This is a genomic window from Shinella sp. 1A1, from assembly GCF_055379515.1.
Genome location: NZ_AP039672.1, coordinates 1,642,161 through 1,664,203, shown reverse-complemented (window position 1 = coordinate 1,664,203; position 22,043 = coordinate 1,642,161). Strand labels below are relative to the sequence as shown.

21 protein-coding genes are annotated in these 22,043 nt (G+C 67.0%); 8 read left to right on the top strand and 13 right to left on the bottom strand.

All coding sequences use genetic code 11. The annotated features are described in order from the left end of the window. Positions 1 to 33 precede the first annotated feature (33 nt). A complete protein-coding gene (locus ACZ48C_RS24490) occupies positions 34 to 786 on the top strand; it encodes a TlyA family RNA methyltransferase (protein ID WP_464783281.1) in 753 nt (250 codons plus the stop codon). Then, positions 783 to 2,039, top strand: coding sequence for a class I SAM-dependent RNA methyltransferase (locus ACZ48C_RS24485; protein ID WP_464783280.1), 1,257 nt, complete (start codon positions 783 to 785; stop codon positions 2,037 to 2,039). Before ACZ48C_RS24490 ends, ACZ48C_RS24485 begins: the two co-directional genes overlap by 4 nt. A 49-nt stretch (positions 2,040 to 2,088) precedes the next feature. Here ACZ48C_RS24485 and mcpU read toward each other — a convergent pair whose 3' ends face one another. The 4 genes from mcpU to ACZ48C_RS24465 all read right to left on the bottom strand — a co-directional run bounded on the left by mcpU (position 2,089) and on the right by ACZ48C_RS24465 (position 7,784). Continuing rightward, positions 2,089 to 4,182, bottom strand: a complete 2,094-nt coding sequence (gene mcpU / locus ACZ48C_RS24480; RefSeq protein WP_464783279.1) for a methyl-accepting chemotaxis protein McpU — start codon at positions 4,180 to 4,182, stop codon at positions 2,089 to 2,091. Between the two features lie 178 nt (positions 4,183 to 4,360). After that, positions 4,361 to 5,122 carry a crotonase/enoyl-CoA hydratase family protein gene (locus tag ACZ48C_RS24475; protein WP_464783278.1) on the bottom strand — a complete coding sequence of 254 codons (762 nt, stop codon included), beginning with the start codon at positions 5,120 to 5,122 and terminating at the stop codon, positions 4,361 to 4,363. Positions 5,123 to 5,285: 163 nt separating this feature from the next. Continuing rightward, complete coding sequence (locus tag ACZ48C_RS24470; protein ID WP_464783277.1) at positions 5,286 to 7,058, bottom strand: acyl-CoA dehydrogenase; 1,773 nt, start codon at positions 7,056 to 7,058, stop codon at positions 5,286 to 5,288. Between the two features lie 180 nt (positions 7,059 to 7,238). Further along, the gene (locus ACZ48C_RS24465; protein WP_464783276.1) at positions 7,239 to 7,784 is read right to left on the bottom strand and encodes a BA14K family protein; all 546 of its coding nucleotides are present in this window, start codon (positions 7,782 to 7,784) and stop codon (positions 7,239 to 7,241) included. Between the two features lie 175 nt (positions 7,785 to 7,959). Here ACZ48C_RS24465 and ACZ48C_RS24460 point away from each other — a divergent pair, with 175 nt between their 5' ends. Then, positions 7,960 to 9,051, top strand: coding sequence for a glycoside hydrolase family 25 protein (locus tag ACZ48C_RS24460; RefSeq protein ID WP_464783275.1), 1,092 nt, complete (start codon positions 7,960 to 7,962; stop codon positions 9,049 to 9,051). Here ACZ48C_RS24460 and ACZ48C_RS24455 read toward each other — a convergent pair whose 3' ends face one another. Together ACZ48C_RS24455 and ACZ48C_RS24450 are read right to left on the bottom strand one after the other, a co-directional pair. Then, on the bottom strand, positions 9,052 to 10,986 hold the full coding sequence (locus tag ACZ48C_RS24455) for a DUF2207 domain-containing protein (protein WP_464783274.1): 1,935 nt from the start codon (positions 10,984 to 10,986) through the stop codon (positions 9,052 to 9,054). Positions 10,987 to 11,000: 14 nt separating this feature from the next. Then, complete coding sequence (locus tag ACZ48C_RS24450; protein ID WP_119254479.1) at positions 11,001 to 11,549, bottom strand: LemA family protein; 549 nt, start codon at positions 11,547 to 11,549, stop codon at positions 11,001 to 11,003. 158 nt (positions 11,550 to 11,707) lie between these two features. Here ACZ48C_RS24450 and ACZ48C_RS24445 point away from each other — a divergent pair, with 158 nt between their 5' ends. Further along, the gene (locus tag ACZ48C_RS24445) at positions 11,708 to 11,905 is read left to right on the top strand and encodes a hypothetical protein (RefSeq protein ID WP_464783273.1); all 198 of its coding nucleotides are present in this window, start codon (positions 11,708 to 11,710) and stop codon (positions 11,903 to 11,905) included. Between the two features lie 177 nt (positions 11,906 to 12,082). Here ACZ48C_RS24445 and ACZ48C_RS24440 read toward each other — a convergent pair whose 3' ends face one another. The 6 genes from ACZ48C_RS24440 to ACZ48C_RS24415 form a co-directional block, all read right to left on the bottom strand. Continuing rightward, positions 12,083 to 13,039 carry a glycine--tRNA ligase subunit alpha gene (locus tag ACZ48C_RS24440; RefSeq protein WP_119254477.1) on the bottom strand — a complete coding sequence of 319 codons (957 nt, stop codon included), beginning with the start codon at positions 13,037 to 13,039 and terminating at the stop codon, positions 12,083 to 12,085. Between the two features lie 93 nt (positions 13,040 to 13,132). Next, positions 13,133 to 14,203 carry a dTDP-glucose 4,6-dehydratase gene (locus tag ACZ48C_RS24435; protein ID WP_464783272.1) on the bottom strand — a complete coding sequence of 357 codons (1,071 nt, stop codon included), beginning with the start codon at positions 14,201 to 14,203 and terminating at the stop codon, positions 13,133 to 13,135. A 209-nt stretch (positions 14,204 to 14,412) separates the two neighbouring features. Further along, entirely contained in the window at positions 14,413 to 14,604 is a 192-nt protein-coding gene (locus tag ACZ48C_RS24430) for a hypothetical protein (RefSeq protein ID WP_119254475.1), read from the bottom strand. A 30-nt stretch (positions 14,605 to 14,634) separates the two neighbouring features. Next, positions 14,635 to 15,510, bottom strand: a complete 876-nt coding sequence (locus ACZ48C_RS24425) for a S49 family peptidase (RefSeq protein ID WP_464783271.1) — start codon at positions 15,508 to 15,510, stop codon at positions 14,635 to 14,637. 78 nt (positions 15,511 to 15,588) lie between these two features. Continuing rightward, positions 15,589 to 16,368 (bottom strand): tRNA1(Val) (adenine(37)-N6)-methyltransferase, encoded by a 780-nt coding sequence (locus ACZ48C_RS24420; RefSeq protein WP_464783270.1) that lies wholly within the window; start codon positions 16,366 to 16,368, stop codon positions 15,589 to 15,591. A gap of 235 nt (positions 16,369 to 16,603) precedes the next feature. Beyond that, positions 16,604 to 16,825 (bottom strand): putative signal transducing protein, encoded by a 222-nt coding sequence (locus ACZ48C_RS24415; protein ID WP_424548757.1) that lies wholly within the window; start codon positions 16,823 to 16,825, stop codon positions 16,604 to 16,606. Between the two features lie 108 nt (positions 16,826 to 16,933). Between ACZ48C_RS24415 and ACZ48C_RS24410 the strand changes: the two genes are divergently transcribed. The 4 genes from ACZ48C_RS24410 (at position 16,934) to moaB (ending at position 21,400) form a co-directional block, all read left to right on the top strand. Continuing rightward, positions 16,934 to 17,950, top strand: coding sequence for a polyprenyl synthetase family protein (locus ACZ48C_RS24410; RefSeq protein WP_464783269.1), 1,017 nt, complete (start codon positions 16,934 to 16,936; stop codon positions 17,948 to 17,950). Between the two features lie 163 nt (positions 17,951 to 18,113). Beyond that, complete coding sequence (locus tag ACZ48C_RS24405; protein ID WP_119254470.1) at positions 18,114 to 19,964, top strand: tetratricopeptide repeat protein; 1,851 nt, start codon at positions 18,114 to 18,116, stop codon at positions 19,962 to 19,964. Positions 19,965 to 19,968: 4 nt separating this feature from the next. Further along, positions 19,969 to 20,865, top strand: a complete 897-nt coding sequence (locus tag ACZ48C_RS24400; protein ID WP_464783268.1) for a 4-(cytidine 5'-diphospho)-2-C-methyl-D-erythritol kinase — start codon at positions 19,969 to 19,971, stop codon at positions 20,863 to 20,865. Next, a complete protein-coding gene (moaB, locus tag ACZ48C_RS24395; protein ID WP_313192216.1) occupies positions 20,852 to 21,400 on the top strand; it encodes a molybdenum cofactor biosynthesis protein B in 549 nt (182 codons plus the stop codon). Before ACZ48C_RS24400 ends, moaB begins: the two co-directional genes overlap by 14 nt. A gap of 9 nt (positions 21,401 to 21,409) precedes the next feature. Here the strand turns inward: moaB and ACZ48C_RS24390 are convergent, their stop codons facing one another. Next, positions 21,410 to 21,940, bottom strand: coding sequence for a glycosyltransferase family protein (locus ACZ48C_RS24390; protein ID WP_464783267.1), 531 nt, complete (start codon positions 21,938 to 21,940; stop codon positions 21,410 to 21,412). Between the last annotated feature and the right edge of the window lie 103 nt (positions 21,941 to 22,043).

Here is a 22,043-nt window from a genome sequence, read left to right as displayed (position 1 = left end):
GCCTCTTTGCCGCCGAAGCGGCATGAGAGGCGCATGTCCCACACCAGCGAAACCATCCGCCTCGACCAGCTCCTGCTGAATGCCGGCCTCGTCGCCAGCCGCTCGCGGGCGCGCGATGCGATCACGCGCGGCACCGTCACGGTGAACGGCCGCGTCGTCACCAAGCCGAGCGCCAGCTTTCCCGCCTCCGCCACCCTCGCTATCGACGATCCGGCACGGGCCTATGTGTCGCGCGCGGCGCTGAAGCTGACGGCGGCGCTTGACCGGTTCGGGCTCGACCCCAAGGGCCTCGACTGTCTCGATATCGGCGCCTCCACCGGCGGCTTCACGCAGGTCCTGCTGGAGCGCGGTGCGGCGCATGTCGTCGCCGTCGATGTCGGCCATGACCAGATGCATCCCCGCCTTCGCGTCGATCCGCGCGTCACCAATCTCGAAGGGCTGAACGCGCGGGCGCTCGGCCGCGCCGACCTTGGCGGACGCGCCATCGGCGCGGTCGTCTCTGATGTCTCCTTCATCTCGCTGAAGCTCGCTCTGCCGCCGGCGCTGACGCTGGCCGAGCCCGGTGCCTTCTGCGCTCTTCTGGTCAAGCCGCAATTCGAGGCGGGGCGCGAGGCTATCAGCAAGGCGGGGCTTCTGAAGGACCCGGACAGCGCCCCCGCCGTGGCGGCGGAGCTGGAACGCTGGCTGGTCGAGGAAATGGGCTGGCAAAGCCTCGGCCTCGTGCCGTCGCCCATCACCGGTGGCGACGGCAATCACGAATTTCTTCTTGGAGGGCGAAAGCCATGACGACGGAAACCCTCACCATCACGCGGCTCGGCAGCGGCGGCGACGGCATCGCCGAGGCGCCGGGCGGCCCGGTCTACGTGCCCTTCACGCTGCCGGGCGAGACGGTCGCCGTCGCGCGGGTGAAGAACCACGGCACCATCATGTCCATGTCGGTCGCCTCGCCCGAGCGGGTGGAGCCGCCCTGCGTGCATTTCGGCCCCGACGGCAGGAACGGCACCTGCGGCGGCTGCACGCTGCAACATGCGAGCGACGCCCTCTACCACGACTTCAAGCGCGGCCTCGTCGTCAATGCGCTGAAATCCAAGGGCCTGACGCCCGACGTGGCCCCGCTCGTCATCGCCCGGCCGGGCGAACGCCGCCGCGTCGCCTTCACCGCGCGCAAGACGGAAAAAGGCATGCTGCTCGGCTTCAACCAGACCGGCAGCCACCACATCGTTTCCATCGAGCACTGTCCCATCGCCAGCGACGGCATCGTCTCCCGGCTGGAGGATATCCGCCGGGTGGCCGCGGCCATCGCGACGTCGAGCGAGCCCTTCCGCCTGACGGTACTGGAAACCACGACCGGCCTCGACCTCGCCTTCGAGGGCGTGAAGAAGGTGGGCGACAGGGAGCGGCAGGCCGTCACCGCATGCATCCTCGCGCTGCGCGGCATCGCCCGCGTTTCCAATGACGGCGAAATCCTCATCGAGCCGGTGAAGCCGGAGATCGACTTTGCCGGCGTGCGCGTCTTCCCGCCGGCCGGCAGTTTTACGCAGGCGACGAAACCGGCGGAAGAGGCCATGGCCGAACTGGTGCTGGACGCGCTCGGCAAGGCCAAGCGCGTCGCCGACCTCTTCGCCGGCTCCGGCACGTTTGCGCTGCATATCGCGCGCAAGGCCAAGGTCCATGCGGTGGAGGGCGACGAGAAGGCGATCAAGGCGCTGGACCACGCCGCCCGCAACACGCAGGGGCTCAAGCCCGTAACGGTGGAGCGGCGCGATCTCTTCCGCCGCCCGCTGATGACCTCCGAACTCAAGGTCTATGACGCCGTGGTCTTCGACCCGCCGCGCGCCGGCGCGGAGGACCAGTGCAAGGAACTCGCGCGCTCCGGCGTGAAGACCATCGTCGCCGTCTCCTGCAACCCGGTGAGCCTCGCCCGCGACCTTTCCATCCTCACCGCCGCCGGCTACCGCATCCGCCTCGTCACACCCATCGACCAGTTCCTCTGGTCGGCGCATGTAGAGGCGGTGGCGGTGCTGGAGAAGGCCGTATAGCAAAAGGCCCGGAGCGATCCGGGCCTTTCGTTTTCCTGGGCTTCTATGTTCAAGCCGCGCGGCGCGACGGGGTGGCAGAATGTGCCACTGCCCCCGCCCCCAACCTGAACTGCGCCAGCAGCGTGTTGAGGGCTGCGGCCTCGGCGGCCAGGCCGTGGCTGGCGGCGGTCTGTTCCTCGACCATGGCGGCGTTCTGCTGCGTGCCCTGGTCCATCGTGTTGACGGCGGTGTTGATTTCCTGGAGGCCGGTCGACTGCTCGCGGGCGGCGGTGACGATGGCGTTCACATGGCCGTTGATCTCCTGCACCTCGCGCACGATGGCCTCAAGGGCGGCACCCGTCTCGCCGACGAGGGTCACGCCGGAGCGCACCTGATCGCCGGAGGTGGTGATCAGCGCCTTGATCTCCTTGGCGGCATTGGCCGAGCGCTGCGCAAGTTCGCGCACTTCCTGCGCCACGACCGCAAAGCCCTTGCCGGCCTCGCCGGCGCGGGCGGCTTCGACGCCGGCATTCAGCGCCAGAAGGTTGGTCTGGAAGGCGATATCGTCGATGACGCCGATGATGTTGGAAATCTCATGCGAGGACTTTTCGATGCCCTGCATGGCGTTGACCGCGCGGCGGACCACTTCGCCGGACTTTTCGGCGCCGGTGCGGGTGCGCGAGACAAGCGAGCCGACTTCCTCGGCACGGCGGGTCGAGTCCTTGACGGTGGTGGTGATCTCCTCCAGCGCGGCGGCGGTTTCCTCGACGGAAGCCGCCTGCTGCTCGGTGCGGCGGGCGAGATCGTCGGCGGCCGAGCGGATTTCCGTCGCGCCGGCATCGATGGCGCGGGCGTTCTGGCCGACGGTCGTCATCGCCGTGTGCAGCTTGGTCAGCGAGTGGTTGAAGTCCGTGCGCAGGCGGTCGAGGTGGCCGGCGAAGGGTTCTTCGATGCGGTGGGCAAGGTCGCCATCGGCAAGGCGGCCGAGGCCATCGGCCAGCGCCTCGACGGCGTGCTGGATCTCAGCGGCTTCGTGGGCCTTCATCGCCTCGCGTTCGCGGCGCTCGCTTTCGGAAAGCACCCGGCCCTCCTCGGCGGCGTTTTCGAGACGCGTGCGCTCGATGGCATTGTCGCGGAAAACGGCGACGGCGGCGGCCATGCGGCCGATCTCGTCGCGTCGCTCCTCGCCGGGGATTTCAGTGCCGACATCACCGGCGGCAAGCCTGTCCATGGCGACGGTCATGTCCTTGACCGGGCGCACGACGAGGCGCGACAGCACGGTGGCGAGGAAGCCCATCATGACGATGACGGCGAGCACGGTGGCGATCGTCGCGGCGATGCGGAACTGGTCGATGGCCGAGAAGGCCATGCCGCTGTCGATGGTGAAGCCGAGATACCATTCCACCGACGGCAGGCCCGTGACCGGCACGAAGGAGACGAGCACCGGCTTGCCGTCATAGGTGGTGTGCACGATGCCGCTGCCGATGGCGGGCGTTGCTTCGGGGAAGGCGTCTGCGAGTGTCTTGGTGACGAGCGCCTGGTTCTTGTGCACGAGGATCTGGCCGTCCTTGCTGACGAGGAAGGCAAAGCCCGCACCGCCGAGATCGACCGAATTGACCATGTCGACAAGGGACTTCAGCGAGAAGTCGCTGCCGGCGACGCCGACGAGCTTGCCGTCACGCTTGACGGGAACCGCCGCGGTGATGACGAGATCGCTGGTAGAGGCGTCGACATAGGGCTCGGTCAGCACGCCGCCATTCGCCTTGACGGCATCCTGATACCAGGGCCGCTGGCGCGGATCGTAGCCTTCCGGCATGTCCGACTTCGGCCATTGCGTGAAGACACCCGCCTCGTCGCCGACATAGGTGGAGATGAACTGGCTGCTCAGGACCTCGTTGTCCAGAACGGTTTCGGTGCCGGCCGGGTCGGTGGATTTCGCGGCTGCGTTGGCGGCCATTTCGGTCAGCGCCACGCGGCCGTTCAGCCAGTTGGCGATGCTCTGGGCGGCCTGCTTGCCGGAACTGTCGATGCTCTCCTCGACGGATTTCGTCAGCACGGAGCGCTGCAGGCTGTCGATATAGAGGGAAAAGCCGGTGAAGGCGGCGATGACGACGAGGGACGCGACGACGAGGATGCGCGTCATGAGATTGGAGCGTCTGGACACGGTAGCGGTGTTCCTTCCGATCGTCGGCGCTAAAGCGCCGGCGCGATGCTGAACGGCATGCCGAAGGCGAGGTCGACCGCATCATGCGGCAGCCGGCTGGATCGCCGGGAGAATGCCGCACCATAGGAAAACGTGTTTAAGGTCCTCTTAAAATTGACGGACCACAAATGGGGGACGCCTATCCTTTGCCCCGCGCCATGAAGGCCTCGAAGGCGGCGCGCGCCTCGGGGCTCTTCAGTTGCGCGGCGAAATGGTCCGCCTCCTCGTCGATCCGCGCTGCGACCTCCGCCCGGTCGCCGCGGATGAGACTGCGGGCGATGGCGAGGGCTCTGGGCGGCTTGGCCGCAAGGCGCCGTGCGGCGGCAAGCGCATCGCGCTCCACGGCGGCCGGCTCCACGACTGCATAAACGAGGCCGGCATCTTTTGCGGCGGCCGCCGAAAAGCCTTCTCCGGCGGCCAGCAGCGCGAAGGCGCGCTGGTGGCCCATCAGGCGCGGGGCAAGGAGGCTGGAGGCGGCTTCCGGCACGAGGGCGAGGTCCACGAAGGGCGTCCTGAATTCCGTGCGGATGGAGGCATAGGTGAGATCGCAATGCAGATGGATGGTCGTGCCGATGCCGATGGCAAGGCCATCGACGCCGGAGACCAGCGGCTTGCCGTGGGCGGCGAGCGCGTGGAGAAAATCGATCACCTCGCGGCCCATCGTGCCGCCCATGGCGAAGGCCATGAAGTCGTTGAGGTCGTTGCCGGCGGAAAAGCAGCCTTCGGAGCCGAGAAAGACGGTCGCACGCACGCCGTCGTCCGCATCGCCCGCCCTCAGCGCGTCGGTCATCGCCTGATACATGGCGCGGGTGATGGCATTCTTCTTTTCCGCCCGGTTGAGGCGGATCACCTGCACCCCGGGGGCGCTTTCCGGGCGCTCGATCAGGATATGGTCGGTCATCGACGTGGGTCCTTTATTCTGTTGCAAGTCCCCCTCTGCCTGCCGGCATCTCCCCCCCACAAGGGGGGAGAAAGATAGAGGCTTGCCCACCGTTCCAAAATGATTGCCACCGGGGCGGCACATTAAGCCCCTCCCCCTTGTGGGGAGGGGTTGGGGAGGGGTCTTATTCCAGAACCACCCGCGCTGCTTCCAGGCTCGCGGCACCGGACATCACCCGGTCTCTCAGCGCCGCCGTCTCGCCGATGACATTCTCCGCGGCAAAGCGGCAGAGGGCGGCGCGTTCGGCGTTGCGGCCATCGCCGCCATCGGCGAGCGCGCCCTTGGCGAGGTAGGCGCCGGTGAGCACGAGGCCGAAGAGGCGTTGGTAGGGCGTCGCGCCGGCAAGCGCTTCGGCCTGCCGGCCCTCGGCGAGCGTCGCGAGCAGCCATTCCGTGGCGGCTTCGAGATCGGCGATGGCGGCCTCGAGGCGCGCGCCCGTCTCGCCGAGTTGCGGCGCATTCGCAGCGCTCGCCTTTGCCGCGATCGCATGCAGCTCGGCGATGAAGCCGCGCACGTGGCTGCCGTCCGAAAGCGGCAGCTTGCGCGTGACGAGATCAATGGCCTGAATGCCGTTGGTGCCTTCGTAGATCGGCGCGATGCGGGCATCGCGGTAGAGCCGCGCCGCGCCCGTCTCCTCGATGAAGCCCATGCCGCCATGCACCTGCACGCCGAGCGAGGCGACATCGACGCCGGCATCGGTGGCAAAGCTCTTGGCAATGGGAGTGAGGAGGCTCGCGCGCTCCGCCCAGTGCTGCGTCTCCTCACCATGCGCCATGTCGACGGCATGGGCGCAGGCATAGGTGATGGCGCGGGCGCCTTGGGTCAGCACCTTCATGGTCAGGAGCATGCGGGCGACATCCGGATGCTCGATGATCGGGCTCATGCCAGAACCCTGCCAGCCGGGCGCCTTGCCCTGCGTGCGCTCCTTCGCATAGGCGATGGCCTTCTGCGTCGCGGCCTCTGCGATCGCCACGCCCTGCATGCCAACGGCGAGGCGGGCGTTGTTCATCATGGTGAACATGCAGGCAAGGCCGCGGTTCTCCTCGCCGATGAGCCAGCCGATGGCCCCCGGCTCGTCGCCGAAGCGTCCGTCACCATAGATCATGGTGCAGGTCGGCGAGCCGTGGATGCCGAGCTTGTGCTCGATGGAATGGCAATAGGCGTCGTTGCGCGCGCCGAGCGACCCGTCCTCGTTGACGAGGAATTTCGGCACGAGGAAGAGCGAGATGCCGCGCGTGCCGGCCGGCGCATCCGGCAGGCGGGCGAGGACGAGATGCACGATATTATCGGTGAAGTCATGCTCGCCATAGGTGATGAAGATCTTCTGGCCGAAGAGGCGGTAGGTGCCGTCGGCGCGGCGCTCGGCGCGGGTCTTCATGACGCCGAGATCGGAGCCGGCATGCGGCTCGGTGAGGTTCATCGAGCCCATCCACTCGCCCGAGACCATCTTCGGCAGATAGGTGCGCCTGAGATGGTCGGAGCCGTGGGCCGCCAGCGCCTCGACGGCGCCGATGGTCAGCGTCGGGCCGATGGCGAAAGCCATGGAGCCGCCGTTCCACATTTCGAGCGCGGCGACATGCAGCATGTGGGGAAGCCCCTGCCCGCCGAAATCGGGGGAGGCCGTCAGCGAATTCCAGCCGCCTTCCGCCCAGGCCTTGTAGAGCGCCGGCCAGCCTTCGGGCATCTTCACCACGCCGTCGGCGAGGCGGGCGCCCTGCCTGTCGCCGATCTCGGCGAGCGGCGCCACTTCCTCGGTGGCGAAACGGCCGGCTTCGGCGAGGATGGCATCGACGAGATCGTCCGTGAGGTCGCCGAGATGGCCGCCTTCCAGTGCCGGGGTGAGTCCCGCCACATGCTTCAGCGTGAACGCAATCTCCTCGACCGGCGCCTTGTACATCTCTATCCTCCTCCATCGCGCCCGAACCATGGACGCCGCTTGCTGGCCGGAAGATTATTGATTTTTACGTAAACGTCAATATTCGACAACATATTCCCGAAGAGAAACGGGCCGGCCGGCGAGGAGCCGGTCGACCCGTTTGCGTGCCGCAGCGCCATCGGACGCCTTAAAGACGGAACCTCAGCGATAGGGCGAGATGCACTGGCGGCGCGGCCCGTGATAGGGCTGGAACGTGTTGTCATAGGCCCGGTACGAGCGATAGCGGTTGGCGCACCAGCGCACATGCGAGCTGCCGCCGCGATAGTAGCCGCGGTCGTTCGCCATCGCGCTGCCGATCATGGCGCCCATACCCATCATGGCGAAGGGAACCCAGGCATCGCTGTGATGGCGGTGGCGGTAATAGCCGTAGCGTGGGCCGTGGCGATAGTAGCGCGGCCCATGGCGATAGTAACGACCCCGATCGTAACGGTTATGGCGCGGGCCGTATCCGCTGCGGTCATGGCGCGGCCCGTACCCGCTGCGGTCATGGCGATTCCAGTTTTGGCCGCCCGAATTCCGCCACTTGCGCCAGTAGCGCCGGTCTGCGACGCGCTGGACCACACTAGCGCCGTCGTCGGCCGGCTGCACCTTAACCACCGGCAGCGGCATGGCCCCAGCCGGCACGACAGGCGTTGCCGCAAAGAGGGCGGAAATGGCGACGACGAGGCATTTGCTTGTAAGTCTCATGGCATTTCTCCCGGATCGATTGCCGCGCGCAAAGCGCAAGGCTTTGATGCTGAAACGCAAAACGGCCCGGATGGTTCCGCCCGCCGGAAGCGGCAGGCATCGCTTAGCGCTTCGTTAACCATGATAGCCGCACCATGGGTGCTTGCGAAGGACCTGAGATTCGCAAGGAGCGTCCATGAATCCGCAGCTTTCCGGCCTTGCCGCCCTCCTCCTCCCGTCGGCCCTTGCCCTTGCGGCACAGGCCGCGGATGTCGAGCCGTGGAAAAAGCAGGAAAATGCCATTGTCATCGACGCCTACGAGCTGAACGAGATCGACTGGTCCGAGATGCTCGCCGACAAGCGTATCGCCGGCTTCATCTCCAAGGCTTCGGACGGATTGCCGGAAAGCTATAGCTGCAAGGGCGATCACAATGGCGACACGGTCGCGCATTGCAAGACCATGTGGCGCAAATACGCGGTAAGCCGCGAGCTCTACGAGACGCGCCGGCTGCTCGCCCGCTCGAAGGGCTTGCTCTGGGGCGCCTATCACCTGGCGCGGCCGGGCAACCCGATCGAGCAGGCCGACCATTTCCTCGACTATGCCAATCCGCAGGACGACGAGATGATGGTGCTCGACATCGAGAGCATCGACGCGGACAACTACATGTCGCTCGAGGATGCGCAGGTCTTCGCCGGTCACGTCAAGACGCGCACCGGCCGCTATCCGGTGCTCTACACCAACCATGCCACCGCCCGGTACATCGCCGCCAACCGCGACAGGTACCGCATCCTCTCGCGCCTTCCGCTCTGGTATGCCCGCTACAAGCCGGCCATCGCCGGCAGCTTCCCGATGGGCAACTGGGAGAATTACGCGCTCTGGCAGTTCTCCGCCGCGGCCAATTGCACGAAACGCCGCTGCCCCTACCGCGTCAAGGGCACGGAAAGCGACATCGACGTCAATGTCGCGCCGATGGGCAAGGCGGCGCTGCGGCAGGTCTGGGCCTTCGGCAGCCTCCTGCCCGAAAAACCGTTCGAGCCGGTGGACGACATCCTCACCGCCTCCATTCCGGCGACCGGCGCGCTGAAGGCCTCCGTCGAGGCCGCGGCCGCCACCGGCGCGGCGGCGCAGACGACGGGCGCGATCACCCTTGCCTCCGGCACCGCCGCCACCTTCTCCGTCAGCGTTTCGGCCGACGCCACGGCCGGCCTTGCCGCGTCGGGCGCGGCGACGGTCACGCCCGGCCGCAACCTCGTCGAGGTGACGCCGCTCAACTACCAGGACTTCTGACTACCAGCCCCCGCCGCCACCGCCGCCTCCGCCCCCACCGGACGAGCCGCCGCCGGAGGAGAAGCCGGAGGACGAGCTTTTCGGCGGATCGGGCAGCGAGGAGCGCATCGTGCCCGCCATGGAGCCGGCAAAGCCGCCCATCCGGTCGGAGAAGGCACCCGAGGAGAAACCGTCGCCATGATACCAGGCGGGCTGGTAGGCGGCCGCAGCCCCGGCGGCGGCGGCCGTCAGCAGCCAACGGTCGAAGGTCTGCGACCACGGCTTCTCGACGCCGAGCGCCACCGCATAGGGCAGCAAAGTCTCGTAATGACGCGGCGACATTTCCGGCGCGCCGGCCATGTTCATCCGGTCCTTTTCGGCAAGCGTCAGGTATTGCCGCAGCCCCTCGATACCGTCCATCATCCTGCGCCCCACCGGCGTCGGCGCGCCCATCAGGAAGAAGAAGACCAGATTGGTGACGACGATGCCGCCGATGGCGGCAAAGAGCGGCAATTGCCCTGCTGCCTCCACCGAAACGAAGGTCGCCAGCGCGATGCCGCCGAAGACGGTCAGGAGGATGAAACCGACGAAGGCGATGAGCGCGACGGCGAAGATGCGCGCGCCGAGGGTCCTCGCCTGCCGCAGGTTCTGCCCGAGCCCGGCCGCGAAGACCGAGATGAAGATCGAGGCGAAGACGGGCATGACGACGAGCGCGATGCCCTCCTCCGGCAGCGAGCCGAAGATCAGCAGCGCCGCAAGGCAGGCGAGCGTCAGGACGATGCCGCCGATCGCCTGCGGCCAGTTGGCATGGTAGTATTTCTGCCGGTGTTCCTTCTCCATCGCGTCGCGAAAGTCCCGGCCGAGCTTCTGGACGCTTCTGCCGTTCGACTTCTGGATGGAGAAATGGCTGCCCGCCGCCGGCAGGGCGGCCAGCAGCGTGGCTTCGCCCGTCGGCAGGGGGCCTTGCACCGGCTTGTCCGTGCGCGTGACGGTGATGGAATTCTTGAGGTCGCCGAGTTCCACCAGTCCCTTGACGGCGAGGTTGAGGAAGGCCGCCGAGATCGCCGTCCAGCCGTGGCCGCCGAAACCCTTCTCGTCGATATAGTTGACCAGCCCCGGGGAAATGCCTTCCGGCGCATCCCAGCGCGGCACGACCACGCCGCGCGGCGGATCGCGGCCGACGGCAAGCCAGGCCCAGAGATAGTAGCCGAGGACGAGTACGAAGCCGCCGAAGGCGAGGAAAAGATTGCGGTTGTCCTTGAAGAACAGCGCGCGCTCATCGGCGGCTGTCGGCTTGTCGATGCTGCCGGCGGGCATCTTCACGCCGATGGTCAGGCCCTCCTGCGGGCCGAGCGCGCGCGTCGTCTCGAAGAGCGCCCGGTTGCCGCGGTTCTCGGCGCGGGCGTTCCTGTCCGTCGCGCCATTGGGGCCGGTGAAGTAGGTGAGTTCCTCAGCGCTGACGCCCGCCGGCAGCGTCACCGTGGCGCTCGCCCGGTGGATGGGAAAGGCCCATTCCGTGCCGGTGACGTTCCAGAAGAGTTCGTCATGCGTGTCGAAGAAGCGGATCTGCCGGCTCGTCTCGTAGGTCAGGCGATAGTCGTGGAAACCCGGCGCGAGCTGCGTGTCGGACGAGCCGAAGAAGATGCGGATACCGCGGCGGATGCTCTCCGTGTGATAGGGCTCGGGGCGCCCGTCCCGCTCGACGCCGAGGATCTTGAAGCCGACCTCCTTCTCGCGGCCGTCCGCATCGGTGAAGGTCAGCGGAAAGTCGCGGTAGATGCCGCGGCGGATCCGGTTGCCCTCGGCATGGACGCGCATCGTCTCGGTGACGGTGAGCGTGCCGTTCCTCGCCACGACGATATCGGAATTGTAGCGGTCGAAATATTCCTCCGCGCGCGCCACGCCTCCCGCAAGAAGGCAGAACCACAGGGCAAGGAGGGCGGCGATCCGTGTCATCGGGCGCTCCGGGTTCAGAACTTCACCGTCGGCACGGCGCGGTCGGCCGGGTTGTCGATCTCGAAATAGGGCGCCTTGGCGAATTTGAAGAGGCTGGCGAGGAGGTTCGACGGGAAGCTCTCGACCTTCACGTTGAGATCGCGGGCCGCGCCGTTGTAGTAGCGCCGCGACATCTGGATCTCCCCCTCGATGGTCTCCAGCGTCTGCTGCAGCTCGGCGAAGTTCTGGTTGGCCTTGAGGTCCGGATAGGCCTCGGCAAGGGCGAAGATGCGGCCGAGCGCCTGGCTCAGCATGCCCTCTGCCTGCGCACGGCCGGCGACGTCGCCAGCGGGGATGGACTGCGCCCGGTTGCGCAATTCGACGACCTTTTCCAGCGTCTCCTTCTCGTGCGCGGCATAGCCCTTCACGGTTTCGAGGAGGTTGGGGATGAGGTCGGCGCGGCGCTTCAACTGCACGTCGATGCCGGACCAGGCCTCCTCCTTCATCTGCCGCGCCCGCACGAGGCCGTTGTAGATGACGATGGCATAGATGACGACCACCGCCGCGATTGCGAGACCAATCATGCGCTTCAAAGCTCCCTGTTCGCGTTTTCCGGGAGATTAGCATCCGAAACGCCGCTGGAAAGCCCCGGAGGCCGCTTTCCTGTAACCGCGGGAACCGCGCCGCCGGTCGCCTTGCCCGATAGTTGCTTCATCGACCACCCGAACCCGAAGCAGCCGCCATGAAAACCCTCGCCCTCTCCATCAACGTCCTCGGCTTTGCCGCCCTCTTCCTCGCCTATGCGGCGGGCGCTTCGGTCGAGCGGCCCTCGGGTGTGCGCCGGGCCCTCCAGACCTATGCCGGCCAGCTCCCGACCGGCGCCTATCCGACGCTCAAGCCGGTGTGGGAGCTGGGGGTGACGGTTTCGGCGAAGGTTTGAAGAAGGAGAGAAAGGATTGCCCCTCCTCCCCCTGCGGGGACCTTCTCCCCGCAAGCGGGGAGAAGGGGAGGATGCAAGGTTTTCCCAAAGCTTGGATGGGTAGGAAGCCGTTTCTCCATCCCCTTCTCCCCGCTTGCGGGGAGAAGGTGGCGGCAACCGGATGAGGGGCGATCCCGTTCAGGCCGCGTCCTTGGTCCAGTTCGCGCCGCCCGCATCCGTGAGCAGGAAGGCCTCGCCGCAGGCCTTGGCCAGCGTGCGCACGCGCAGGATGTAGCTCTGGCGCTCGGTGACGGAGATCACGCCGCGCGCGTCGAGCAGGTTGAAGACGTGGGACGCCTTGATGCACTGGTCATAGGCGGGCAGCACGCATTTGTGCAGCGCGTTGGTATCGCCCGGTGCGCCGGCCGCGAGAAGCGCCTGGCACTCCTTCTCCGCGTCAATGAAGTGCCGGTGCAGCATGGCCGTGTCGGCATATTCGAAGTTATGGCGGGAATATTCCTGCTCGGCCTGCAGGAAGACGTCGCCATAGGTGATCTTCTCGTCGCCTTCACGGCCGTTGAAGTTGAGATCGTAGACGTTGTCGACGCCCTGCACATACATGGCGAGGCGTTCCAGGCCATAGGTCAGCTCGCCCGCGACGGGCGCGCATTCGATGCCGCAGACCTGCTGGAAATAGGTGAACTGCGAGACCTCCATGCCGTCGCACCAGCACTCCCAGCCAAGGCCCCAGGCGCCGAGCGTCGGGCTTTCCCAGTCGTCCTCGACGAAGCGCACGTCATGCAGCAGCGGATCGAGGCCGATGGCGGCGAGCGAGCCGAGATAGAGCTCCTGCAGGTTCGACGGGTTGGGCTTCAGGATGACCTGGTACTGGTAATAGTGCTGGAGACGGTTCGGGTTCTCGCCGTAGCGGCCGTCCGAGGGGCGGCGCGAGGGCTGCACATAAGCGGCGCGCCAGGGCTTCGGGCCGAGCGCGCGCAGGGTCGTCGCCGGGTGGAACGTGCCCGCGCCGACTTCCATGTCGTAGGGCTGGAGCACCGCGCAGCCCTTGTCCGCCCAGTAGTTGTGCAGCGTCAGGATCAGCCCCTGGAAGGAGCGGGTCGGATTCATGTGGTCGGGCAGGGCGGTGGAGGTCATCGGTTTCGTGTCCGGGCATTCTGGAAGAGCTTGCGGACTGGTGCCACGATGCGCCTGATGGGTCAAGGGTTTCGGCCGGGCGCGAGCGTCGCCTCAATGGCGCTCCAGCGAACGGAAGAGGCCGGAGCCCGCGGCCTGCGTGACGGCCTGCACCCGCTGCGGCGCAAGGCCCGGCACGCCGCGGATGCGGCGGCGCGCGCCGCCCGGCACGCGGGCACCGTACCAGGCGGCCAGCATCGGCAGTTCGCGGCGCAGCGTGCCCGTCGCCCGCCAGCCGAGCGCCTGTAGCGCGCTTGTATCGAGCGGCGATCGGCCGGCATCGCCCGGCCGGCCCTCGGTGAAGGCGACGCCCGCGACCGGGTCCTGGACGGCCTCGAGCACCATGCGGGCGATGGAGAGGATGTCGTGAAGGTCGTCACCCGCCACATTGTAGGTGGCGTTTTCCGCTCCACGGGTGACGACGGTCCTCAGCGCCGCGCAGAAATCGGCGATGGTGACGAAGGCGCGCGTCTGGCGCCCCTCGCCATGCACCGGCAGCGGCTGGCCGACGGCCGCCATTTCGAGGAAGCGCGGCAGAAGCTTTTCCGTGTTCTGCCGCGTGCCGACGATATTGACCGGACGCAGCACGCGGATATCGAGATCGAAGGAGCGGCGAAGGCCGGCGATCAGCATTTCGGCGGCGGCCTTGGAGGCGCCGTAGGGATTGTCCGGCAAGAGCGGCGCGCTCTCGCCGATCGGCGCGCCCGTGCCGACGCCATAGACCTCGGCGGTGCCGACATGGATCATCAGCGGCACGCGGCGGCGGCCCATCGCCTCGACCAGCACCTGCGTGCCGAGCGCATTGGCGACCGTGAAGCGCTCCGGCACCGCGAAGGCGCGCTCGACATGGCTTTCGCCGGCCGCATGGACGACGAGGTCGGCATCCTTCAGCATCTCCGTCACGAGATCGAGATTGCCGACGTCGCCCTGCTGGATCGTCACCCGGCCGGTACGGAAGGCGGCGTCGAGATGCGACATGTCTGCGGCATAGGTGAAGGCGTCGAGCACGCGGATGCGCGCCTGCGGGCAATGCACCAGGAGATCGTCGACGATATGCGAGCCGACAAAGCCCGCGCCACCGGTCACGACGATGGTGTTGATCCGGTCGAGATCGAGCGAGGCCATGGGTAACTCCGTTCATGCGAACACGTCACGGGCCGCATCATGCAACCCTGGCCCACAGATCGCCCTGCCTGCGCGCGGGCGCAACGGCCGGGAACGTCCGCAAACGGATAAATACGCCGTTAACCTTACGGGGCATGGTTAATGTGCCGGAACGGCACGAGGGGCCTCTTTCCGCCGGTCCCGGCGCAGGACGGAGGCGTGCCGCGACGCTACTCGTCGTCGCGGCGCAAACGGTATTCGCCGGTCTCCGGATCCTTGACGAGCGTGCCCGTCGCCCCGGTGCGGCGCTCCTCCTCGGTGCGGCGGCGCTGCTTGCTCAGCCGCTCGGCATCGGTCACGAACTTGCGATAGCCGTACCAGGCAAGCCCGACGACCAGAAGCAGAAAGATGATCTGGGCCATCGCCCCTCCCCTTATCGTTTTGTCGGCGCCTTAGCCGGAAAGGCCGAAGCGACCCCACAGCGCCTTTTCCTCCGCAAGCTCGGCCACCGCCGCCACGCCCGCAGAGCCTATACGCTCCGCCATGTCGCCGGAAAGCCCCCCGACGCCCGGGGTCTTGCGGCCGAAGAGTCCCTTCGGCGCCGAGACGAGCTCCAGCCGCGTCTTCGGCCCGTAGCGCCGCTTCAGTTCCGAGCGCATGTCGGAGAGACCATCGACGAGGCCGAGCGCACGGCCGCGGGTACCCGTCCAGAACAGGCCGGAGAACAGGTCCGGGTCATCGGCAAGCCTTGCCCCGCGCCGCGCCTTCACCATGTCGATGAAGACCTGATGGATCTCGAGCTGGAGGGATTTGAGGTATTCGATCTCGCTTTCCCGCTCCGGCTGGAACGGATCGAGGATCGCCTTGTTGGTGCCGGCGGTGTAGACGCGCCGCTCGACGCCGATCTTCTTCAGCATTTCCGGGAAGCCGAAGCCACCCGAGACGACGCCGATCGAGCCGACGATGGAGGTGGGATCGGCGAAGATCTCGTCGCCCGCCAGCGCGATCATGTAGCCGCCGGAGGCCGCGACGTCTTCGACGAAGACGAGCACCTGCTTGCCCTTCTCGGCCGCGAGATCGCGGATGCGCTGGAAGATCAGACGCGACTGCACCGGCGAGCCGCCGGGCGAATTGATGGAGACGGCGACCGCCGGCGCATCCTTGTAGGCGAAGGCCTTGTCCAGCGCCGTGGCGACGCCGGCAAGGTTCAGCGCCGGCCGGAACTGGCTGCCGCCCGTCATGATCGCGCCCTGCAGCCGGACGACCGGGATGACGACCTCTTCCTTGCGGAACTTCTTCGGCAACAGTCTCTTCAAAAATCCGGCCATCGCGCGACCCTGTCTCCTGTTCGGTTGCCCGGCAGATGTATGCATGGCCGGAAAAAACGCAATGCCGCACCTGAAAAATCAGGCCCTCGGCAGGCGCGGATAGGCCGCAAGGCCGTTATTGAGGTCGTCGACGAAGGAGGTGAAGTCGTGCTGGCCAGGCTCGTGCATGACGAGCGGCATGCGCAGCGCAAGCTTGCTGCGCGAGCCCTTGATGGCCGTGACGAGGATGCGCAGCGCCACTTCTCCCGCGCGGGCGTGGAGGGCAGTGATCTCGATGCCGCCGAAGCGGCGGCCGCAGGCGGCGATGATCTCGGCGATGGATTGCGGGCGGGCGATCAGGGAGAGCTGGCCGCCGGGCTTCATGATGGCGCCGGCCGTCTTGATCCAGCGCTCGAAGAGGTCGTGCTCCATCGCATGGGCTTCCGCCTTCAGGGCATCGGGCGTGCGGCTGTCGGTGCGGTCATTGAAGGGCGGGTTCATGATGACGTGGTCGTAGACGTCGTCGGCAAGGCCGGCCGCGATGCGCGCCTTGCCGGAAAGGGAGACATCCGCCTCCAGCACCGAGACGCGGCCCGCAAGGGCGGCATTCGCGGTAAGCGCCAGCGTCTTGCGGGCAAAGCCGGCCATCAGCGGCGAGCGCTCGACAAGCGTCACCTCCGCCTTTTCAAGGCGCGAGGCGACGGCAAGGCCGGCCGCCCCCGCCCCGGCCCCGAGGTCGGCGACACGCATCGGCCCTTCACCCGCGACCAGCGCGGCGAGCAGCATCGCATCCATGCCGGAGCGATGGCCTATGCCCTTCGGCTGGACGATGTGGAAGCGGCCATAATGGAAAGCGTCGACGGTTTCGCGGACGGTCATGGGCGGGAGGCCTCGGCGGAGAACGAGTGGGAGGCGGCACCTGGGCAGCGCCCCATGCCCCTCATCCGGCTGCCGCCACCTTCTCCCCGCAGGCGGGGAGAAGGGACAAGCGGCGAGGTTTTGGGCAAGGGCGAATGTCTTCTGACTTGGGAAAGCCGGGCGGCATTCCCCTTCTCCCCGCTTGCGGGGAGAAGGTGGCGGCAGCCGGATGAGGGGCACTTGCCCGCCCACATGCTCACGGCCGCAACTCCGCCCCAAGCCCCGCATCCGTGAGGATGCGCCGCGCCTCGTCCTCCCGGTCCGCCTCCACCAGGAAGCGGCGCGGCAGCATGCCGAGGGAACCTTCGAGAATGCTCATGCCCTGGTCGGCGATGAGGCAGTGGATACCCGCCTCCTTCATCAGGCTTTCCGCGAAGGAGAGCAGGACGGCGTCGTTGGTGCGGATCAGTTCGATCATTCCGGTCTTTTTCCAGCCTTAATTCCGAGGGCGGGACAATTCGCCTCTTGCCGCAGAAGGCCCCGCTTTCTATTGTCTTTCAACAAAAATGAACAGGAGTCCGGGCATTTGGGCGTCGTGATACCGCTTGAAGAAGGCAAAAACAAACAGGCATCGGTGAAGCCGCTCGTCGACCTTACGAAAGCCGACATGGAGCGGGTGAACCAGCTCATCCTGTCGAAGGCCGGTTCGGACGTGCAGATGATCCCGGAAGTCGCCAACCATCTGATCTCCTCCGGCGGCAAGCGCCTGCGTCCCATGCTGACGCTCGCGGCCGCCTCGATGTTCGGCTATGACGGCGACCACCACATCAAGCTCGCCACCAGCGTCGAGTTCATGCACACGGCAACGCTGCTGCATGACGACGTCGTCGACGAGAGCGACATGCGCCGCGGCAAGTCCACCGCCCGCATGATCTGGGGCAACCAGGCGAGCGTGCTCGTCGGCGACTTCCTGCTCGGCCAGGCCTTCAAGATGATGGTCGAGGTCGGCTCGCTCGAAGCGCTCGACGTGCTCTCCACCGCCGCCACCGTGATCGCGGAGGGCGAGGTGCTGCAGCTCTCCGTCGCCAAGAACATGGAGACGACCGAGGACGACTATCTCGAAGTCATCCGCGCCAAGACGGCCGCGCTTTTCGCCGCCGCCGCCGAAGTCGGCCCGATCATCGCCAATACCAGCCGGGCCGAGCGCAACGCGCTGAAATCCTACGGCATGAATCTCGGCCTTGCCTTCCAGCTCGTCGACGATGCGCTGGACTATGGCGGCAAGGCCGCCGATCTCGGCAAGAACACCGGCGACGACTTCCGCGAAGGCAAGATCACGCTGCCGGTCATCCTCGCCTGGCGGCGCGGCACGGCGGAAGACCGCGCCTTCTGGCGCGAGGCCATCGAGGGCGGCAACAGCGACGATGCCAATCTGGAGCGCGCGCGCGGCCTCATCACCCGCTACGGCGGCCTTGCCGACACCATCGCCCGCGCCCAGCACTACGGCATGATTGCCCGCGACGCGCTCGCCCCGCTGCCGGCCTCGCCCTGGAAGGACGCGCTGCTCGAGGTCATCGACTTCTCGATCGCCCGCGTCAGCTGACCCGGCCCGCGAAAACGCGGGCGGCAGGATTTTCTTGCCGCACCGCGCCAAAAAAGCCATTCTCTGCCGTCATGAGTCCGTGACTGATTTGGGCGCCATCGTGGCACGATGTGCCATGCGCGGCTCGGGGCGAACTCCATACCTTCCGGCGAAAGGCATTTTGATGCGGCATTCCCTTCTCCTTCGGCTTCTTTCCGGCGTGGCGATTGCGGCCAGCATCGCGCTCACCGGTCCTCTGGCGGCATTCGCGGAGGACAAGCCCGCAGCAGCGGCCACAGCCGCCGCGGAGGAAACGCCGTTCGATCCGCTCAGCGTCAACACCTTCTCGGGCGCGTTCCTCGCCGCCCGCACGGCGGATTTCGACAAGGACTACGAGACCGCCGTTACGCTCTACAAGATCGCGCTGCAGTTCGACCCGACCAATTCGGACGTCAAGCAGCGCCTGATGGTAACGCACCTGATGAACGGCGACTTCTCCGAAGGCGTGAAGCTCGCCGACACGCTGAAGAACGATCCCGCCGTCGAGCGCATCACCTCGGTCGTGCGCGCCATGGAGGCGATCCGCAAGCGCGAATACAAGACCGCGGAAAAGATCCTCGCCTACAAGGGCCCGAACGATCTCGACCGCATGATGAACGACCTGCTGCTTGCCTGGGCCAAGTTCGGCGACGGCAAGCCGAAGGAAGCGCTGAAGCTCATCAGCGGCATGCAAGGACCGGAATGGCTCGCCATCTTCAAGAACTACCATGCCGGCGCGCTGGCGGCTGCCGCAGGAGACAAGACGACGGCCCGCGCTCGGCTCAATGAGGCGATCCTCGACCGTAACGGCGCGAGCGCCGCGCCCGACACGTTCCTGCGCGCCGTGATGGCACTGGCACGGCTGGAAGCGCGCGAGGGCAACAGGCAGAAGGCGCTCGACGCGGTTTCCGTCGGCGATAACTTCGTCAACAGCTATGCGCCGCTGAAGGCGCTTCGCCAGAGCATCGAGGCCGGCGACAAGCAGGAGCAGCAGGTACGCACCGCCGCGCAGGGCGCCGCCGCCGTGCTCTTCTCCATCGGCGGGGCGCTGAACCGCGAGGGCGCGGAAGACATCGTCTCGCTCTACCTGCAGGCCGCCCACGCGCTCGATCCCGACAGCGACGACGTGCTGGTGCTTCTGGGCGGCCTCGCCGAGACCCAGAAGAAGCCGGAAAAGGCGATCGAATATTACCGCGCCGTGCCGGAAAAGTCGCCGATGCGCCGCATTTCCGAACTGCAGCTCGGCCTCAACCTCAACGACACCGGCAAGCCCGACGATGCCAGGAAGCATCTTCAGGAGCTGATCGATGCCGACCCCTCCGACCTGCGCTCCTATCTGGCGCTCGGCAGCGTGCTTTCCGACGCCAAGGACTACAAGGCGATGGGCGCGCTCTACGACAAGGCCGTCGACGTCATCGGCTCCGTGCCGCAGCGCACCCATTGGACCATCTTCTTCCAGCGCGGCATCGCCTATGAACGCCTGAAGGAATGGGACAAGGCCGAGCCCAACTTCCGCAAGGCGCTGGAGCTCAATCCGGACCAGCCGCAGGTGCTGAACTATCTCGGCTATTCCTGGGTGGACATGAACCTGAACCTCGACGAGGGCCTGGACATGATCCGCAAGGCGGTGAGCCTCAAGCCCGACGACGGCTATATCGTCGATTCGCTCGGCTGGGCCTATTATCGCATGGGCCGCTTCGATGACGCGGTGGCGGAACTGGAACGGGCGGCCGAACTCAAGGCCGGCGACCCGACCATCAACGATCACCTGGGCGATGCCTACTGGCGCGTCGGCCGCAAGCTGGAAGCCACCTTCCAGTGGAACCGCGCGCTCGGCTTGAAGCCGGAAGAAGCGGAGATTCCCAAGATCAAACTGAAGGTCGAGAACGGCCTGCCGGACCTGCCGAAAACCGTCCCTGCCTCCGCGGAAGCCAAGGACGACAAGCCCGCGCAGAACACCTCGCCGGAAGGCAAGGCGACAGACCGCAAGTCCTGACGCGATGCCCGTCGAAAGCCTTTCGGGCTTTGCCGTTGTCGAACCGGCACCGGCCAAGATCAACCTCGCGCTCGCCGTCGTCGGCCGGCGCGAGGATGGCTACCACCTCCTCGACAGTCTCGTGACCTTCGCCGCCTTCGGCGACCGCATCGGCCTGTCGCCCGCGGCCGAAGACCGGTTCACGCTTTCCGGCCGCTTTTCCGAGACCCTTGCTGCAGAGGGCGACAACCTCGTCATCCGTGCCCGGGACCGCCTGCGCGCTGCGTTCGCCCGGCACGGCAAGGCCGCCCCGCCCGTCCACATCCATCTCGAAAAGAACCTGCCCATCGCCTCCGGCGTCGGCGGCGGCTCGGCGGATGCGGCGGCGACGCTGCGCGCTCTTGAGGCGCTCTGGCAGACCCGCCTGCCGCACGGGGAGCGCGAGGCGCTCGCCCTCGGGCTCGGCGCGGACGTGCCGATGTGCCTTGCCGGCCGCCCGCTGATCGCCCGCGGCATCGGCGAGGATATCACGCCCCTCGCCCTGCCGGCGCTGGCGATGGTGCTGGTCAATCCGCTGGTCGGCGTTTCCACGCCCGCGGTCTTCAAGGCGCTCGCCTCCCGGCACAATCCGCCGCTCGTCATGAACGACGCGCCTGCCGGCTGGCTCGATGCCATCGGCGGCTTGCGCAACGATCTGGAGCCCCCTGCCCGCGCGCTCTGCCCGGAGATTTCCATGATCACGGAAAGCCTTGCCGCGACGGATGCGCGCCTGGTGCGCATGTCCGGTTCCGGCGCCACCTGCTTCGCGCTATATACGAGCGAGGCGGCGGCGGAAGCGGCGGCGGCGATGCTGGCGCAGCGCCATCCCCGCTGGTTCGTCACCGCCACCCGGACAATCGGAGGCAGCGATGGCGAAGCTTGACGAAACGAGACCCTTCATTCCCGTCGGCATCGCCGTGCTCACCGTCTCCGATACGCGAACGCCCGAGACCGACCGCTCCGGCGATACGCTCGCCGCACGCATCGCCGATGCCGGCCACCGCCTCGTCGCCCGCGCCATCGCGCCGGACGATGTCGGCGCGATCCGCGCCCGGGTGGAGGCATGGACGCGCGACGAAGCCATCGACGTCGTCATCACCACCGGCGGCACGGGCTTTACCGGCCGCGACGTGACGCCCGAGGCGCTGGAACCGATCTTCGAAAAGCGCATGGACGGCTTTTCCGAGGTCTTCCACCGCATCTCCTACGACAAGATCGGCACCTCGACGATCCAGTCGCGCGCGACCGGCGGCGTCCTCAACGCCACCTTCGTCTTCGTGCTGCCGGGCTCGCCCGGCGCCTGCAAGGACGCCTGGGACGGCATCCTCAAGGCGCAGCTCGACTATCGCCACATGCCCTGCAATTTCGTGGAAATCATGCCGCGCCTCGACGAGCATCTGAAACGCTCGCCCGGCTGACCGCACTCTCTAGTTCTGTGTCTTAATGCGCATCGCCTTCGCCGCCCAGGCAGGCACGATCTCGGCGACAAGCTCGCGCACCGCCCGGCCGTTGGCGATGTCCGCCAGCGCCATGCCCGGGCGCAGGCCCGCCGCCGCCGTGCGCTTGCTGACGAGATAGCCCTGTTCGAGCAGCGACCTGCGGCCGAGCCGCTGGAGGAAGCCCCGACGATGGTTGCGGGAAGCGGCGAAGCGCGCCGGCTTCAGGTCGATCGCGACATGGTCGGTGACGGCGTCCACCCAGCCCGCCAGCGGCCGGGCACCGGGCTCCAGCAGCAGCAACCAGTCGCCGCGCGCCGACTGCACCACGTCCTTCAGGTCCCAATCCGTCAGAAACCGGCAGCCGGCAGCGTCGGCCACCCGCGCCGAGCCATCGGTCGAACCGTGGTCGAGCACGATCACGTCACGTACAACGCCTTCGACCGCGCCCGCCACGAGCGCGGAAAGCGTCTGCGCCAGTTCCGCCTCGTCGTTGCGGCATTCCATGATGATCGTCAGCATTCCTTCCCATACCGCATCGCAGCATCGATTGCCACCATCCGACCGCCCTGCCGGGCGGGACGGAAATTTGTTCTTGCAATGTTCTCATTTCGGCGATAGGAAT

Bases quoted from the DNA above. Each gene is read 5' to 3' on its own strand.
- ACZ48C_RS24485 (WP_464783280.1), top strand. From the start codon at position 783: ATGACGACGGAAACCCTCACCATCACGCGGCTCGGCAGCGGCGGCGAC.
- ACZ48C_RS24465 (WP_464783276.1), bottom strand. From the start codon at position 7,784: ATGAGACTTACAAGCAAATGCCTCGTCGTCGCCATTTCCGCCCTCTTT.
- ACZ48C_RS24450 (WP_119254479.1), bottom strand. From the start codon at position 11,549: ATGATTGGTCTCGCAATCGCGGCGGTGGTCGTCATCTATGCCATCGTC.
- ACZ48C_RS24475 (WP_464783278.1), bottom strand. From the start codon at position 5,122: ATGACCGACCATATCCTGATCGAGCGCCCGGAAAGCGCCCCCGGGGTG.
- ACZ48C_RS24400 (WP_464783268.1), top strand. From the start codon at position 19,969: ATGCCCGTCGAAAGCCTTTCGGGCTTTGCCGTTGTCGAACCGGCACCG.
- ACZ48C_RS24470 (WP_464783277.1), bottom strand. From the start codon at position 7,058: ATGTACAAGGCGCCGGTCGAGGAGATTGCGTTCACGCTGAAGCATGTG.
- ACZ48C_RS24435 (WP_464783272.1), bottom strand. From the start codon at position 14,203: ATGGCCTCGCTCGATCTCGACCGGATCAACACCATCGTCGTGACCGGT.
- ACZ48C_RS24415 (WP_424548757.1), bottom strand. From the start codon at position 16,825: ATGATCGAACTGATCCGCACCAACGACGCCGTCCTGCTCTCCTTCGCG.
- ACZ48C_RS24455 (WP_464783274.1), bottom strand. From the start codon at position 10,986: ATGACACGGATCGCCGCCCTCCTTGCCCTGTGGTTCTGCCTTCTTGCG.
- ACZ48C_RS24405 (WP_119254470.1), top strand. From the start codon at position 18,114: ATGCGGCATTCCCTTCTCCTTCGGCTTCTTTCCGGCGTGGCGATTGCG.
- ACZ48C_RS24460 (WP_464783275.1), top strand. From the start codon at position 7,960: ATGAATCCGCAGCTTTCCGGCCTTGCCGCCCTCCTCCTCCCGTCGGCC.
- ACZ48C_RS24445 (WP_464783273.1), top strand. From the start codon at position 11,708: ATGAAAACCCTCGCCCTCTCCATCAACGTCCTCGGCTTTGCCGCCCTC.
- moaB (WP_313192216.1), top strand. From the start codon at position 20,852: ATGGCGAAGCTTGACGAAACGAGACCCTTCATTCCCGTCGGCATCGCC.
- ACZ48C_RS24490 (WP_464783281.1), top strand. From the start codon at position 34: ATGTCCCACACCAGCGAAACCATCCGCCTCGACCAGCTCCTGCTGAAT.
- ACZ48C_RS24390 (WP_464783267.1), bottom strand. From the start codon at position 21,940: ATGCTGACGATCATCATGGAATGCCGCAACGACGAGGCGGAACTGGCG.
- ACZ48C_RS24440 (WP_119254477.1), bottom strand. From the start codon at position 13,039: ATGACCTCCACCGCCCTGCCCGACCACATGAATCCGACCCGCTCCTTC.
- ACZ48C_RS24425 (WP_464783271.1), bottom strand. From the start codon at position 15,510: ATGGCCGGATTTTTGAAGAGACTGTTGCCGAAGAAGTTCCGCAAGGAA.
- ACZ48C_RS24430 (WP_119254475.1), bottom strand. From the start codon at position 14,604: ATGGCCCAGATCATCTTTCTGCTTCTGGTCGTCGGGCTTGCCTGGTAC.
- ACZ48C_RS24420 (WP_464783270.1), bottom strand. From the start codon at position 16,368: ATGACCGTCCGCGAAACCGTCGACGCTTTCCATTATGGCCGCTTCCAC.